Source organism: Streptomyces sp. NPDC059850, from assembly GCF_042731515.1.
Classification (GTDB): domain Bacteria; phylum Actinomycetota; class Actinomycetes; order Streptomycetales; family Streptomycetaceae; genus Streptomyces.
The window spans coordinates 13852-27673 of record NZ_JBHWJI010000071.1 but is presented as its reverse complement, the minus strand read 5'-3'; the positions used below and the strand labels follow the sequence as shown (position 1 = coordinate 27673).

At 71.9% G+C, this 13822-nt stretch carries 13 protein-coding genes; 6 read left to right on the top strand and 7 right to left on the bottom strand.

Annotated features, from left to right (window positions below; translation table 11 throughout):
• Positions 1 to 21: 21 nt before the first annotated feature.
• From ACFV9T_RS37515 to ACFV9T_RS37505, 3 genes are all read right to left on the bottom strand, one after another.
• Positions 22 to 2472: an FAD-dependent oxidoreductase gene (locus ACFV9T_RS37515; RefSeq protein ID WP_385447046.1), complete on the bottom strand. Its 2451-nt coding sequence runs from the start codon at positions 2470 to 2472 to the stop codon at positions 22 to 24.
• Positions 2472 to 3557, bottom strand: a complete 1086-nt coding sequence (locus ACFV9T_RS37510; RefSeq protein WP_385447044.1) for an S-(hydroxymethyl)mycothiol dehydrogenase — start codon at positions 3555 to 3557, stop codon at positions 2472 to 2474. The genes ACFV9T_RS37515 and ACFV9T_RS37510 overlap by 1 nt, the downstream gene beginning before the upstream one ends.
• Before the next feature lie 318 nt (positions 3558 to 3875).
• Entirely contained in the window at positions 3876 to 4673 is a 798-nt protein-coding gene (locus ACFV9T_RS37505; protein ID WP_385447042.1) for an IclR family transcriptional regulator, read from the bottom strand.
• 149 nt (positions 4674 to 4822) lie between these two features.
• Here ACFV9T_RS37505 and ACFV9T_RS37500 point away from each other — a divergent pair, with 149 nt between their 5' ends.
• Together ACFV9T_RS37500 and ACFV9T_RS37495 are read left to right on the top strand one after the other, a co-directional pair.
• A complete protein-coding gene (locus tag ACFV9T_RS37500; RefSeq protein ID WP_385447040.1) occupies positions 4823 to 5161 on the top strand; it encodes a bifunctional 3-phenylpropionate/cinnamic acid dioxygenase ferredoxin subunit in 339 nt (112 codons plus the stop codon).
• A complete protein-coding gene (locus ACFV9T_RS37495) occupies positions 5161 to 6360 on the top strand; it encodes an NAD(P)/FAD-dependent oxidoreductase (RefSeq protein WP_385447056.1) in 1200 nt (399 codons plus the stop codon). The genes ACFV9T_RS37500 and ACFV9T_RS37495 overlap by 1 nt, the downstream gene beginning before the upstream one ends.
• Here ACFV9T_RS37495 and ACFV9T_RS37490 read toward each other — a convergent pair.
• Positions 6308 to 6724 carry a hypothetical protein gene (locus ACFV9T_RS37490; RefSeq protein WP_385447038.1) on the bottom strand — a complete coding sequence of 139 codons (417 nt, stop codon included), beginning with the start codon at positions 6722 to 6724 and terminating at the stop codon, positions 6308 to 6310. The two genes, ACFV9T_RS37495 and ACFV9T_RS37490, sit on opposite strands and share 53 nt — an antisense overlap.
• Positions 6725 to 7090: 366 nt before the next feature.
• Here ACFV9T_RS37490 and ACFV9T_RS37485 point away from each other — a divergent pair, with 366 nt between their 5' ends.
• The 4 genes from ACFV9T_RS37485 to ACFV9T_RS37470 are packed head-to-tail and all read left to right on the top strand — an operon-like array spanning position 7091 to position 11089.
• Positions 7091 to 9682, top strand: a complete 2592-nt coding sequence (locus tag ACFV9T_RS37485; RefSeq protein WP_385447036.1) for a nitrate- and nitrite sensing domain-containing protein — start codon at positions 7091 to 7093, stop codon at positions 9680 to 9682.
• Entirely contained in the window at positions 9679 to 10104 is a 426-nt protein-coding gene (locus tag ACFV9T_RS37480; protein ID WP_123107646.1) for a roadblock/LC7 domain-containing protein, read from the top strand. Before ACFV9T_RS37485 ends, ACFV9T_RS37480 begins: the two co-directional genes overlap by 4 nt.
• Positions 10105 to 10119: 15 nt before the next feature.
• The gene (locus tag ACFV9T_RS37475; protein WP_385447034.1) at positions 10120 to 10515 is read left to right on the top strand and encodes a DUF742 domain-containing protein; all 396 of its coding nucleotides are present in this window, start codon (positions 10120 to 10122) and stop codon (positions 10513 to 10515) included.
• Complete coding sequence (locus tag ACFV9T_RS37470) at positions 10496 to 11089, top strand: ATP/GTP-binding protein (RefSeq protein WP_385447032.1); 594 nt, start codon at positions 10496 to 10498, stop codon at positions 11087 to 11089. The genes ACFV9T_RS37475 and ACFV9T_RS37470 overlap by 20 nt, the downstream gene beginning before the upstream one ends.
• A 39-nt stretch (positions 11090 to 11128) precedes the next feature.
• Here the strand turns inward: ACFV9T_RS37470 and ACFV9T_RS37465 are convergent, their stop codons facing one another.
• Genes ACFV9T_RS37465 through ACFV9T_RS37455 form a run of 3 tightly spaced genes read right to left on the bottom strand, consistent with a single transcriptional unit; the run spans position 11129 to position 13620 of the window.
• Positions 11129 to 12319, bottom strand: coding sequence for a lipid-transfer protein (locus ACFV9T_RS37465; protein WP_385447030.1), 1191 nt, complete (start codon positions 12317 to 12319; stop codon positions 11129 to 11131).
• The gene (locus tag ACFV9T_RS37460) at positions 12316 to 12768 is read right to left on the bottom strand and encodes a Zn-ribbon domain-containing OB-fold protein (protein ID WP_385447028.1); all 453 of its coding nucleotides are present in this window, start codon (positions 12766 to 12768) and stop codon (positions 12316 to 12318) included. The genes ACFV9T_RS37465 and ACFV9T_RS37460 overlap by 4 nt, the downstream gene beginning before the upstream one ends.
• A 39-nt stretch (positions 12769 to 12807) precedes the next feature.
• Positions 12808 to 13620 (bottom strand): M15 family metallopeptidase, encoded by an 813-nt coding sequence (locus ACFV9T_RS37455; RefSeq protein ID WP_385447026.1) that lies wholly within the window; start codon positions 13618 to 13620, stop codon positions 12808 to 12810.
• Positions 13621 to 13822 lie beyond the last annotated feature (202 nt).

Sequence of the window (13822 nt, the reverse complement as noted above, 5' to 3'; positions counted from 1 at the left end):
TTCTCCTCAGACGGGCAGGGATCACCTGCGGATGCGTTCCATGCGCGGATCGAAGAGGGGCTCGGCGGCCACGGTCGCGGGGACCTTCTCGCCGAAGTACTCGACGTGGACGGCGGTTCCGGGGACAGCGGCCCCGGCGGGCAGCCAGGCGTAGGCGACGGTACGGCCGATGGTGTAGCCGTACGCGGCGCTGGTCACATAGCCCGCGGGGACACCATCCACATACACCGGCTCCTTGCCCAGGACGATCGCGGCCGGGTCGTCCAGGGTGAGAGGGGCCAGCCTGCGCCGCGCCGTCTCCTCGCCGCGGCCCTCCAGCGCCGCGCGCCCCAGGAAGTCGCCCTTGTTCATCCGGACGGCGAAGCCGACGCCCGCCTCGTACGGATCGTGCTCGGTGGTCATGTCATGGCCCCAGGCGCGGTAGCCCTTCTCCAGCCGCAGGCTGTTGAAGGCGGAGCGCCCGGCGGCGATCACCCCGTGCCGCTGCCCGGCCTCCCACAGCGTGTCCCACAGCCGCAGGCCCAGGTCGGCGGTGGTGTACAGCTCCCAGCCCAGCTCACCGACGTAGCTCAGCCGCATCGCGGTCACCGGGACATGGCCGATATATGCGCGCCGGGCCTTGAAGTAGCCGAACGCCTGGTGCGAGAAGTCGTCCCGGGTCAGCGGCTGGACCAGCTCCCGGGCGAGCGGGCCCCACACCCCGACGCAGCAGGTGCCGGGCGTGATGTCGGCGATATGGACGCCGTCAGGGGCGTGCCGCAGCAGCCAGTCCAGGTCGAGACCGCTGTTCGCGCCGACCTGGAAGCGTTGTTCACCAAGGCGGGCGACGGTCAGATCGCTGCGTACGCCCCCGGCCTCGTCCAGCAGCAGGGTGTAGGTGACCGCGCCCGGCTTCTTCGCGAGCTGGTTGGTGGTCATCCGCTGCAGGAAGTCCAGCGCGCCGGGGCCGGAGACCTCCAGCCGCTTGAGCGGGGTCATGTCGTACAGCGCGACCCGCTCCCGGGTGACCCGGGCCTCGGCGGCGGCGATCGGCGACCAGTAGCGGGCCGACCAGGCGTCGCGCGCGGGCACTTCGAGCCCCTCGGCGAGCGGGGCGTTGGCCTCGTACCAGTGCGGCCGCTCCCAGCCCCCGGCCTCCAGGAAGTACGCGCCCAGCTCCCGCTGCCGCCCGTAGAACGGGCTGACCCGCAGCGGGCGCGGCTGCTCCATGGGCTGCAGCGGATGGATGACGTCGTAGACCTCGGTGAAGCTCTGCGCGCCGCGGTCGGCGATGTAGGCGGGGGAGGTCTGGGCGTCCTCGAAGCGGTACGGGTCACACTCGTGGACGTCCACGGACGGCCGCCCCTCGGTCATCCACTCGGCGACGGCCCTGGCGACGCCCGCGGAGTGGGTCACCCACACCGCCTCGGCCAGCCAGAAGCCGCGCACCTCACGGGACTCGCCGACGACCGGCATCCCGTCGGGGGTGAAGGAGAAGACCCCGTTGAACCCCTCCTCGACGCGGCTCGCGCCGAGCGCCGGGATCAGCCCGAGGCTGTCCGTCCAGCTGGGCGCGAAGTCCTCCTCGGTGAACGGCAGCGAGGACGGCATCACGGGCGCGTCGTCGAAGGCGGGCACGGCGGCCGGGTCGACCGGCATCGGGCGGTGGGCGTAACTGCCGATGCCGATCCGGTCGGTGTGCTCGCGGTAGTACAGGTCCCGGTCCTGGAAGCGCAGCAGCGGACGGCTCGCCTCGGTCCGCGGGTCGTTCACCCCGGCCAGCTCCGGCAGCGGTGCCGTCTTCGCGTACTGGTGGGCGAGCGGCAGCAGCGGTACGCGGACGCCCGCCATCGCGCCGATCAGCGGACCCCAGAACCCGGCCGCCGAGACGACGATGTCGGCGGGGAAGGTGCCCCGGTCGGTGACGACCGATGTCACCCGGCCGCCCTCCTGCTCGATGCCGGTGACGGTGTGCCGCTCCAGGAAGCGGGCACCGCGCGCGGTGGCCCGCTCGATCTGGGCGCGGCAGGCGAGCAGCGCGCGGGCCAGTCCGTCGTCCGGGGTGTGGAAGCCGCCGAGGATCTTCTCCGGGTCCAGCAGCGGCCACAGTTCGGCGCACCGGGCGGGGGAGAGGAGTTCGCCCCGGATGCCCCAGGACGCGGCCAGCCCCGCCTTGCGGTGCAGATCGGCCCAGCGCTCCTCACTGGTGGCGATCTCCAGACCGCCGACCGGGTTGAAGCAGGACAGCCCCTCGACCTGAAGCGCGGAGAACTTCTCCACGGTGTAGACGGCGAATTCGGTGAGGGTCTTGGAGGGGCTGGTCCGGAACACCAGACCGGGCGCGTGCGAGGTCGAGCCGCCGGGCGCGGCCAGCGGGCCCTGCTCCAGGACGGTGACGTCGCTCCAGCCGCGCGCGGTCAGCTCGTCGGCGAGCGAGCAGCCGACGATCCCGGCGCCGACGATGACGACGCGCTGGTGCACCGCCCCGGCCATCAGAGCACCACCACGGAACGCAGCACCGCACCGCGCTGCATCTTGGCGAACGCGGGCTCCACCTCGTCCAGCGTGATCGTCTCGCTGACGAACGCGTCCAGGTCGAGCTTGCGGCTGAGGTGGAGGTCGATCAGGACGGGGAAGTCCCGGCTGGGCAGACAGTCGCCGTACCAGGACGCCTTGAGCGCGCCGCCGCGCCCGAACACGTCGATCAACGGCAGGTCGATGCGCATCTCCGGGTCCGGCACCCCGACCTGGACCAGCGTTCCGGCCAGATCGCGCATGTAGAAGCCCTGGCGGTAGGTCTCGGGACGGCCCACCGCGTCGATGACGATGTCGGCGCCCACGCCCCCGGTCAGCTCGCGGACCGCCTCGACCGGGTCCGTACCCCGGGAGTTGACGGTGTCGGTGGCGCCGAAGCGGGTGGCCAGGTCCAGCTTGGCGTCGTCGATGTCCACGGCGATCACCCGGCGCGCCCCGGCCAGCGCGGACGCGGCGATCGCCGCGTTGCCGACCCCGCCGCAGCCGATGACCGCGACGGTGTCGCCGTTGGACACCCCGCCGGTGTGCACCGCCGCGCCGTACCCGGCCATCACCCCGCAGCCGATCAGCCCCGCCGCCTCGGGCCGGGCCGACGGGTCGATCTTCACCGCCTGTCCCGCCGCGACCAGCGTCTTCTCCGCGAACGCGCCGATGCCCAGCGCCGGGCTCACCGCCGTGCCGTCGGCGAGGGTCATGGGCTGGGCGGCGTTACGGCTCTCGAAGCAGTACCAGGGGCGGCCGCGGCGGCAGGAGCGGCAGCCGCCGCAGGGCGCGCGCCAGGCCAGCACCACATAGTCGCCGGGGGCCAGGCCCGTGACGCCGGGGCCCACGGCCTCGACGATTCCGGCCGCCTCATGTCCGAGCAGATACGGGAACTCGTCGCCGATCGCGCCGTCCCGGTAGTGCAGATCGGTGTGGCACACCCCGCAGGCCTGGACCCCCACCAGCACCTCGCCGGGTCCGGGATCGGGCACGAGGACCGGCAGCACCTCGACGGGTGCGCCCTTTTTCAGCGCCACGGCGGCGCGGACTTCTTGCGGCATGGCTCACTCCTCTGTTCTCCTGCGACGCGGGCAGGGACCGGTGCGTGGGAGCTGGCACGAGCTGGCATGAGTGGGGTACTCGGAAGATGCGGGAAACCCGGCCGGTTGAACGGCCGCTGGTTACCCCCCAGTTGCGTATAGCGCGGCGTGTTGCGCGATGAGGGACATCCTGAAAGCCGTGTCCACGACGCGTCAAGAGGGTGCGCGCAAACCGTCCGTAAGGCAGCGCTGACTACGGGTTCCGGCTCCGGACGCGACGAAGGGGCCGGATCGGATCCGGCCCCTTCGGGTGTTCCGCGGGTGGTGCGTCGTGGCTGGTCAGCCGGGGAAGCCCATGCGGCGGGAGAGTTCCTCGGCGGTCTTCATCGCGTGCTCGGCGAGGTCCAGCAGCTGGCTCTGGGCCATCCGGTACACCGGTCCCGATACGCCGATCGCGCCGATCACCGCGCCGTCGTGGCCGCGCACCGGAGCCGCGACCGCGTTCAGCCCGATCTCGAGTTCCTCGCACGAGTACGCGAATCCGCGCTCGGCGGCGGTCTCCAGCTGCTGCCGCAGCTCGGCGGAGGTGGTGATCGTGTGCTCGGTGAACCGCGGCAGCTTCCGCGTCACCAGCCGCTCCCGCCGGTCGCCGCTCAGATGGGCCAGCAGCATCTTGCCGCTGGCGGTCGCGTGCAGCGCGGTGCGCCGCCCCAGCCAGTTGTAGGCCGTGACCGCGGCGGCCCCGCGCGCCTGCATGATGTTGACCGCCGCGTCCGAGTCCAGCACCGCGATGTTGGCCGTCTCGCCGGTCTCGTCGGCCAGCGCCCGGCAGACCGGGGCGCCCTCCTGCGAGATGTCCAGCCGGATGGCGGCCGCGCCCGCCAGCCTCAGCACCCCGGCGCCCAGGTAGTACTTCCCGCGCTCGCGCTCCTGGGCGACCAGGCCGCGGTTCTCCAGCACGCCCAGCAGCCGGAACGCGGTCGACTTGTGTACGCCCAGCTCATCGGCGATCTCGGTCACCCCGGCCTCGCCGAGTTTGGCGAGGATCTCCAGGACACTGACCGCCCGGTCCACCGACTGCACTGCCCCGGAGGCCCCTCGCTTGTCATCGGGCCGATCCTCGGTCGTGTTCGTCATGGGTCTGATCTCACCATCCGGCGGCTCCGAGTGGGGCCTCTCGACGGGCAACTCTTGACGGCTGCCTTCCCAATCTGGATTCTGTTGCGCATCGCGCATTTCGATGCGCCATTCACAACGCATGATACCGATCAACGTGAGGGGGGCCAATGATTCCCGTCTGCCGTATCGAGGATCTGCCGGAAGGTGAGTCGGTGCGCGTCGAGGCCGGCGACAGCCACGCGGCGATCGCGGTGTTCCACAGCGAGGGCGCGTTCTACGCCGTTGACGACACCTGCAGCCACCAGGACGCCTCCCTCTCCGAAGGCTGGCTCGAGGGCTGCTACGTCGAATGCCCGCTGCACGCCGCCCTGTTCGATTTGCGCTCCGGCATGCCCACCTGTCTGCCCGCCCGCAAACCGGTACGTACGCATGCGGTCACGGTGGTGGACGGACTGCTCTATGTCCACCCCCTGGTGCCCGCTGCCCAGGAAGAAGCCGTCGCATGATGCGGTCGGTCACCGTCGTCGGGGCCTCGCTCGCGGGGCTGCACGCGGCGCGCGGCCTGCGCGACCAGGGGTACGACGGCCGGCTGGTGATCGTCGGCGAGGAGCGCCACCGCCCCTACGATCGCCCTCCGCTGTCGAAGGCGTTCCTCACGGCTGAGGAAGATCCGGACGGCGGGCTCGGCCCGCTCGCCCTCACCGACCCCGAGGACGAGGCCGAACTGGACGCCGAGTGGCTGCTCGGTGTCCGGGCCGACCGGCTGGATCCGGCGGCGGGCGCGGTCGGGCTGGCCGACGGCCGCACCCTGCGTACCGACGGGGTCGTCATCGCCACCGGGGCCGCGCCCCGGACGCTGCGCGCCACCGCCCTGCCCGGGGTGCACACCCTGCGCACCCTCGACGACGCCCGGCGGCTCCGCGCCGAACTGCGGGCGGGGGCGGCCCGGGTGGTCGTCATCGGCGCCGGTTTCATCGGCGCCGAGGTCGCCTCGTCCTGCGCCGCCCTCGGGCGGGACGTCACCGTGGTGGAGGCCGCGCCGCTGCCGCTCGTCCCGCAACTGGGGGAGCGCATGGCCCAGGCGTGCGCCGCCTTGCACGCCGCGCACGGCGTGACCCTGCTGTGCGGTACGGGCGTCGCCACCCTGCGCGGCACCGATCGCGTCACCGGTGTGGAGCTGGCCGATGGCCGGGTGCTGCCCGCCGATGTGGTCGTCGTCGGCGTCGGGGTGCGCCCGGTCACCGGATGGCTGGAAGACTCCGGACTGGCCCTGGACGACGGGGTGCTGTGCGACGAGGGCTGCGCCACCGCGCTGCCCACCGTCGTCGCCGTCGGCGACGTGGCCCGCCTCGCCCAGCCCGGTACGGAGCGCACCGTACGGGCCGAACACTGGACCAGCGCCGCCGAACAGGGCGCGGTCGCCGCCCGCAACCTGCTCGCCGGGGCCACCGTCGAACCCTTCGGCGCGCTGCCCTACTTCTGGTCCGACCAGTACGGCGCGCGCGTCCAGTTCGCCGGGCGGCGCGAGCCCGGCGACACCGTCCGGATCGCCGAGGGCGATCCCGAGAGCGACGCGGCCGGTGGCTTCCTCGCCGTTTACGAACGCGACGGGAATCCGACCGCCGTCCTCGCCGTCAACCGCCCGAAACCGTTCACGCGGCTGCGCCGCGAGCTCGCCCGCGCTCGGCTGCCCGTCGCGCGCTGACCGCCTCCTTACGGGCCCGCCGCCGCTGGCGGCGCATCTCCCGCGCCGAGCTGCTGGGCCGGGAGACCACCCCGTACCGCTGGTTCCACACCTGCCGGGTCACCCATACGTCCAGCACCCCCCAGGTCGCCACCACCGTGCTCGCCACCGCGATGAGCACGGAGGGGAAGGCGAACCACGAACCGGCGAACGCGCACAGCACCGCCACCATCGCCAGCACCATCGTGATCGCCACGATGATGACCGCCCGCACTGCCGACGTACGCACCGGATCGGGCAGCCGTCGCCTGCGGGCGGGCTCCTCGGTCCATAGCGGCCGGGCCCCTGGTGCCGGGATGTCGCGATCCTTGTCCATGGCGTCCATGACGTTCCCACCCCTTTCGGCGCTGCCCCGGTCCGGTCGGTCACACATGGCGGGACTTGGGTCGTATGCACCCCTAGTGTGCCTTGTTGGATCACGAATGGCAGCGATCGGTGGTTCCCGTGGGGAGGGGAAATCCGGCCATCGGTGTTTGGCCCTGCGCACACGGTGACCGGCACCGTTGTACCCGACACACGGGGGTTAAGTCCGATAATCATCTGACAACTGATGATCACCGAGGCGGGAGTCTTCACAGAAGCGGTATGACAAGCCTTCGGGATGACCAAGCCTCAGTAGTAGGCTCACGCCGCTCGTTGTCGGAGAACATCAGTCGCCGCCCCGGTTCCCGGGGATGACGTTGGGGAGGCCATGCGCTTTCGCGGGAAGTCCATCCGCAGGAAGATCGTGGCGCTGTTGCTGGTGCCGCTTGTCTCGCTGACGGCGATCTGGGCCTTCGCGCTAGTGATCACCGGCCGGGAGGCACTGCAACTGCTCGACGCCTCCGCCATCATCGACAAGGCGGGCCAGCCCGCCGAGGACGCGGTGCACGCCGTCCAGCTGGAGCGGCGGCAGACCCTGATCCTGCTCGCGGACCCACGCCAGGCCGACGCGCTGCCCCTGCTCCACACCCAGCAGCGCAAAACCGACGAGGCCATCGGCCAGCTCCGCGACGCCCAAGCGGACAGCACCGTGCACGACCGGATGAACAGCGAGTCCGAGGACCTGCTCGACGACGTCCTGAAGGCATCCGAAGGCCTCGACAGTCTGCGCCGGAAGGTCGAGGACAACGGTACCTCGCGGACCGCTGCCTTTGAGTATTACAACAAACTCGTCGACCTCTGCTACGCGTTCCGCAGTTCGCTGCACGCCGTACCCGACACGGACCTGGACAAACAGGGCCGCGCGCTGGTCGCCATGATCCGCGCCCGGGAGGCGCTGTCCCGCGAGGACGCCCTGTACGTCTCCGCGCTGACGGCACGGAAGCTGACGCTGGCCGACCTCAAGTCGATGTCCGACCTCATCGCCGAGCGCACCCTGCTCTACAACACCAACCTGCCGATCCTGCCCGCCTCGGAACAGAAGGTCTTCGCCGACTACCGGCGCACCAACGCCGCCCCCGCGGCGCTGCGCATCGCCGAGGGCAAGGCCCTGGCCACGATGGAGCCGCGCGACGCCATCGGCGCCCTGGACCGGGAACACTGGGAGAACGCGGCCGGGCCCGTCCTCAACGACTACGACCAGCTGGGCGACGAGGCCACCGACCGCCTCCAGAAGCGCATCGAACCGGTGGCCGACAGCGTCCTGATCAAGGCGGGCGCCGCCGCCGTCCTCGGTCTCCTCGCCTTCGTCCTCTCGGTCTTCGTCTCCGTCCGGATCGGCCGAGGCCTGGTCCGCGACCTGTCCCGGCTGCGCACCGACGCCCAGGAGGCGTCCAGCGTCCGGCTGCCGAGCGTGATGCGCCGCCTCGGCGCGGGCGAACAGGTCGACGTCGAGCGGGAAGTGCCCCGGCTGCGGCACGGCCCCGACGAGATGGGCCAGGTGGGCCAGGCCCTCAACACCCTCCAGCGGGCCGCCGTCGAGGCCGCCGTCAAACAGGCCGAACTGCGCCAGGGCGTCTCCGACGTCTTCGTCAACCTCGCCCGCCGCAGCCAGGTGCTGCTGCACCGGCAGCTGACCCTGCTGGACACGATGGAGCGGCGTACCGAGGACACCGACGAACTCGCCGACCTGTTCCGGCTGGACCACATGACCACCCGTATGCGGCGGCACGCCGAGGGCCTGGTCATCCTCTCCGGCGCGGCCCCCTCCCGGCAGTGGCGCAAACCCATCCAGCTGATGGACGTCGTGCGCGCCGCCGTCGCCGAGGTCGAGGACTACGAGCGGATCGAGATCCGCAGACTGCCCCGGGTCGCGGTGAACGGCCCCGCCGTCGGCGACCTCACCCACCTCATCGCCGAACTCCTGGAGAACGCCACCGTCTTCTCCCCGCCGCACACCGCCGTCCAGGTGCACGGGGAGCGGGTCGCCAAGGGCTTCACGCTGGAGATCCACGACCGGGGCCTCGGCATGACGCCCGACGCCCTGACGGAGGCCAACCTCCGGCTCGCCGAGACGCCCGAGTTCGAGCTGTCCGACACCGACCGGCTCGGTCTGTTCGTGGTCAGCCGGCTCGCCCAGCGGCAGGGCGTACGGGTCTCGCTCCAGCCCTCCGCGTACGGCGGCACCACCGCCATCGTGCTCATCCCGTCCGCCCTGCTCACCGAATCCGGCCCGGACGGCCAGGAGGGGGGCGGGGACGACGACACCGGTCGGCAGCGGAAGCGGCAGCGCGGCGCCACGGTGCCGGGGCAGCGGCGCTCCGGCGGCCCGTCCCCGTCCGTGGTGAGCGCGCCGCCCGCCGAACAGCACCAGCAGGCCTCCGACAGCCGCTCCGGCGCCCGCGACGGCGGCCCCGCGCCGCTGCCCCGCCGCGTGCCACCGGTGCTGGTCTCCGACCACGGCCACCCGGTCGACGGCGCGTCGGGCGGACGGCACACCCGGCCGTCCTGGGCCGAACAGCGCGAGCAGGACCCGGACGAAGACGTGAACCAGCCCCGGAACCAGACCCGGTCAAAGGTCCGGGAACAGGACCGGGAACAGGTCCGGAACGACGGCGAGGACCGGCGCCAGGACCAGGCACCGGCCCCGGAGAGCCAGGCACCGACCAGCCCGGCGGCCTCCGGGCTCCCCAAGCGGATACGGCAGGCGAGCCTCGCCCCGCAGTTGAAGAACGACCCCGAACCACCGGCGGAGAGCGACCACTACGCTGCCGACACCGATCCCGAACGCGACGCCGAACAGGCGAGGGCCACCATGGCCTCGCTGCAACGGGGATGGCAGCGCGGTCGGCGGCAGACGGCCACCGGTTCCGGCGGGTCGGACACCGCACCAGGAACGAGAGATGAGGGGGACGGGCGATGACCGCATCGAACGCCGCAGCACGCAACGGATCGGCACCGTCGGGCGAGTTGAACTGGCTGCTCGACGAACTCGTCGGCCGGGTCGGCAGCATCCGCAAGGCGCTGGTGCTCTCCGGCGACGGACTGCCCACCGGCGGTTCGCGCGATCTGTCCCGGGAGGACGGCGAACACCTGGCCGCCGTGGCCTCGGGATTCCACAGCCTCGCCAAGGGGGTCGGCCGCCACTTCGACGTCGGCCGGGTCCGGCAGACCGTCGTCGAACTCGACGACGCCTTCCTGTTCGTCACCTCTGCCGGTGACGGCAGCTGCCTCGCCGTGCTCGCCGATGCCGACTCGGACGTCGGCCAGGTAGCCTATGAGATGACGCTGCTGGTCAAGCGGGTGGGAGTGCATCTGGGCTCCGCTCCGCGCTCCGGCGGGTGACGGAGGCGGGGGGAGATGACCGGAGAGGGTGCGACCGACGACCGCTGGTTCGACGACGCGGCCGGACCGGTGGTCCGGCCCTATGCGATGACGCGGGGCCGCACCCGCAGCGCCGCCGAGGACAAGCTCGACCTGATCGCCGTCGTCGTCGCCGACAGGGTGAGCCCCGGGACCGCCGCCGACCAGACGTTGTCACCGGAGCACATCGACATCGTCGAACTCAGCCGCGACACCCCACAGTCCGTCGCCGAGCTGGCGGCCGAGCTCGACCTCCCGGTCGGCGTGGTCCGCGTACTGATCGGTGACCTGCTTCACGCGGCACTCGTCCGAGTGTCCCGGCCCGTACCTCCGGCGGAACTGCCGGACGAGAGGATTCTGCGCGAGGTGATCAATGGTCTACGGGCACTCTGACCCGGGCCGCGCCCACATCATCGAACCCGTGACGCTCAAGATTCTGGTGGCGGGCGGGTTCGGTGCGGGCAAGACGACGCTGGTGGGGGCGGTCAGCGAGATCAAGCCGCTGCGCACGGAGGAGCTGCTCACCGAGGCGGGCCGGCCGGTCGACAACATCGCGGGGGTGGAGGGCAAGAAGACCACCACCGTCGCGATGGACTTCGGGCGCATCACGCTCCGCGAGGACCTGGTGCTGTACCTCTTCGGTACCCCGGGTCAGGACCGTTTCTGGTTCCTCTGGGACGAGCTGGCGACCGGTGCGCTGGGAGCGGTGGTGCTGGCCGACACCCGTCGGCTGGAGGACTGCTTCGCGGCCGTCGACTACTTCGAGCGGCGTGGCATCGCCTTCACGGTGGCCGTCAACTGCTTCGAGGGCGCCGACAACTACCCGGAGGAGTCGGTGCGCGAGGCGCTGGACCTCGACCCCGGCACCCCCGTGGTGATGTGCGACGCGCGCGAGCGGGAGTCCGTCAAGCGGGTGCTGATATCGGTGGTGGAACACGCGATGCTCGCCACCGCCTCCACCCGCTGACCGCGCGGCGCACCCGGCTCACCGCACGGCGCACCCGCCTCACCGCACGGCGATCACCGACGAACCATGGCCGAACAGGCCCTGGTTCGCGGTGATCCCCACCCGCGCCCCCGCCACCTGCCGGTCGCCCGCCCGGCCCCGCAACTGCCGGGCCAGCTCACACACCTGGGCGATGGCCTGAGCCGGAACCGCCTCCCCGAAGGAGGCGAGACCACCGCTCGGATTGACCGGGATCCGGCCGCCGAGCGCCGTCGCGCCCTCCCGGAGCAGCTTCGCGCCCTCCCCGGCGGCGCACAGCCCCAAGTCCTCGTACCACTCCAGCTCCAGCGCGGTGGACAGGTCGTACACCTCGGCGAGCGACAGATCCTCCGGCCCGATGCCCGCCTCCTCGTACGCGGCCCGCGCGATCGACGGCCGGAACGCGTCCGGTACCGAAGTGGCCCCGGTGGCGGAGTCGGTGGCGAGGTCCGGCAGGTCGAGCGCGGTCCGTGGATACACCGGCGAGACGGACGAGACGGCGCGGATCCGCACCGGATCCGTCACCCCGTGCCGCCGCGCGAAGTCCACGCCGCTCAGCACGAGCGCCGCGGCCCCGTCCGAGGTCGCGCAGATGTCCAGCAGCCGCAGCGGATCGGCCACCACCGGCGACGCGGCCACCTCCTCGGCGGACACGGGGGAGCGGTAGCGGGCATGAGGGTTGGCGGCGCCCGCGGCCGCGTTCTTCACCTTGACCGCCGCGAAGTCCTCGACCGTGTCCCCGTACACCGCCATCCGGCGGCGCGCCCACAGCGCGAAGTACGCCGGGTTGGTCGCGCCCAGCACCCGGAAGCGCAGCCAGTCCGGGTCATCGGGCCGGTCGCCGCCGGACGGCGCGAAGAATCCCTTGGGCGCCGCGTCCGCGCCCACCACCAGCACGGTGTCCGCCATGCCGGACAGGATCTGGGCGCGGGCGGTGTCGATGGCCCGCGCCCCGGACGCACAGGCGGCGTACACGCTGGTGACGCGCGCCCCCTGCCAGCCCAGCGCGCGGGCGAAGGTCGCCCCCGCGACCTGGCCGGGATAGCCGCAGCGCACGGTGTTCGCGCCGACCACGGACTGGATCGCGGTCCAGTCGAGCCCGGCGTCCGCGAGCGCCGCCCGAGCCGCCTTCGTCCCGTACTCCACGAAGCTCCGGCCCCATTTGCCCCACGGGTGCATCCCGGCGCCGAGCACCGCCACCTCGCCTGTCATGACGGGTCCTGAGAGAGAACGGGCCGCCAGTGCCAGGTCGCCCAGCTCTCCCCGCCCTTCCCGGCCAGCACCCCCGGCACCACCTCGACCTCCATGCCGACCGCCAGATCCGCCACCGTCACTCCGGGCGCGCCCTGCCCGAGCACCACCATCCGCTCGGCGGCCAGCTCCACGGCGATCAGCGTGTACGGCTCCCACTCGCGCGCGGGATCGGAGGGGTACGGGGCGGGCGGGCGGTAGCGGCCGTCGGTGTACGACCACACCCTGCCCCGCCGTGACAGCGGCACCTCGTCCAGCTCCGTGCCGCCGCACCGGGGCACCCGGCAGAACGTGTCCTCGCGCGGGAAGTACACCGCGCCACACCCCCGGCAACGGGTGCCCAGCAGCCGGAACTCCCCGTCATGCGAGGCGAACCATCCGGCGACCACGGGCGTACGCGCAGATGCCACGGCTTCTCCCGGCGGTGATGGTGAATATCTGACGGAACGTCAGAAGTGTGGCACACCCTCCCGGTGCAGTGAACGCCGCGAGACCGGGAAGTCGAAGTAGGTGTCCGGGAACAGCTCCGGCCGATAGGTGTAGTGCCACCACTCCTCGGCCAGATTGACGAAGCCCTGGTCCTCCATCGCGCCCTTGAGCAGCAGCCGGTTGGCCCGCTGCTGGCCCTTGATCCGCGGGTCGAGGGTGTGCGAGAGGGTGTCGAAGCAGTCGTAACCCGTCCCCATGTCCACCGAGTTGTCGGGGAAGCGCTCCTTCTTGGGCGCGTAGCAGGACACCAGCTTCTCGCCCGGTACGTACGGCCGGGTCGGCAGCGCGGGCAGCCGCGCGATCGTCAGGTCCAGCGTGCTGCCCCGGCTGTGCCCCGACTTCTCGGCGATGTAGCCGTCCTCGAACAGCCGGGTCTTGTCGACCTTCGGATAGAACTCGCCCTTCATCCGCTGGTCGTCGAGGTCCTTCGCCCAGTCGACGAACTGATTCACCGCGCGCTGCGGCCGGTAGCAGTCGTACACCTTCAGGGTGTAGCCCCGGCGCAGCAGTTGACGCTGCGCCCGGTGCAGGGCCAGGGCAGCCGGGCGGGTCAGGAGACACAGCGGCCTGCGATAGCCGTCGACGGGGCGGCCGGTGAAGTTGTGCGGGGTGATGTACCGGATCTCCTGGCGGATCGTCGGATCCACATCGCTCAGCGCCACGAACTCCTTCGGCGCCTTGGGCTCGTCCCCGGCCTGCGCCGGAGCGGGCGAGGCGAGGGCCAGCAGAGCGGCGACGGGCAGGGCGAGCACACGCGGCACGATTCTTGGCATGAACACCGAGTTACCCAGTCCCCCCGGCCCCCGAACCCCACCGGCCGCCACCAGGCGGTGCCCCTGCGAGGACGCCCCGCCCTCGGCCCGCACTCAGCAGCGAAACCCCAGGAGAAACCGGGCCTCGGGGCAGCGCCCCCGGTTGCGGTGCGCGGGTGGCTTGTCCCCTGTCCCGCCCCTTCCCGAAACCGGGGCGCTGCCC

Excerpts from the sequence above, each read along its gene's own strand:
- ACFV9T_RS37515 (WP_385447046.1), bottom strand. The coding sequence starts at position 2,472 with ATGGCCGGGGCGGTGCACCAGCGCGTCGTCATCGTCGGCGCCGGGATC.
- ACFV9T_RS37510 (WP_385447044.1), bottom strand. The coding sequence starts at position 3,557 with ATGCCGCAAGAAGTCCGCGCCGCCGTGGCGCTGAAAAAGGGCGCACCC.
- ACFV9T_RS37505 (WP_385447042.1), bottom strand. The coding sequence starts at position 4,673 with ATGACGAACACGACCGAGGATCGGCCCGATGACAAGCGAGGGGCCTCC.
- ACFV9T_RS37500 (WP_385447040.1), top strand. The coding sequence starts at position 4,823 with ATGATTCCCGTCTGCCGTATCGAGGATCTGCCGGAAGGTGAGTCGGTG.
- ACFV9T_RS37495 (WP_385447056.1), top strand. The coding sequence starts at position 5,161 with ATGCGGTCGGTCACCGTCGTCGGGGCCTCGCTCGCGGGGCTGCACGCG.
- ACFV9T_RS37490 (WP_385447038.1), bottom strand. The coding sequence starts at position 6,724 with ATGGACGCCATGGACAAGGATCGCGACATCCCGGCACCAGGGGCCCGG.
- ACFV9T_RS37485 (WP_385447036.1), top strand. The coding sequence starts at position 7,091 with ATGCGCTTTCGCGGGAAGTCCATCCGCAGGAAGATCGTGGCGCTGTTG.
- ACFV9T_RS37480 (WP_123107646.1), top strand. The coding sequence starts at position 9,679 with ATGACCGCATCGAACGCCGCAGCACGCAACGGATCGGCACCGTCGGGC.
- ACFV9T_RS37475 (WP_385447034.1), top strand. The coding sequence starts at position 10,120 with ATGACCGGAGAGGGTGCGACCGACGACCGCTGGTTCGACGACGCGGCC.
- ACFV9T_RS37470 (WP_385447032.1), top strand. The coding sequence starts at position 10,496 with ATGGTCTACGGGCACTCTGACCCGGGCCGCGCCCACATCATCGAACCC.
- ACFV9T_RS37465 (WP_385447030.1), bottom strand. The coding sequence starts at position 12,319 with ATGACAGGCGAGGTGGCGGTGCTCGGCGCCGGGATGCACCCGTGGGGC.
- ACFV9T_RS37455 (WP_385447026.1), bottom strand. The coding sequence starts at position 13,620 with ATGCCAAGAATCGTGCCGCGTGTGCTCGCCCTGCCCGTCGCCGCTCTG.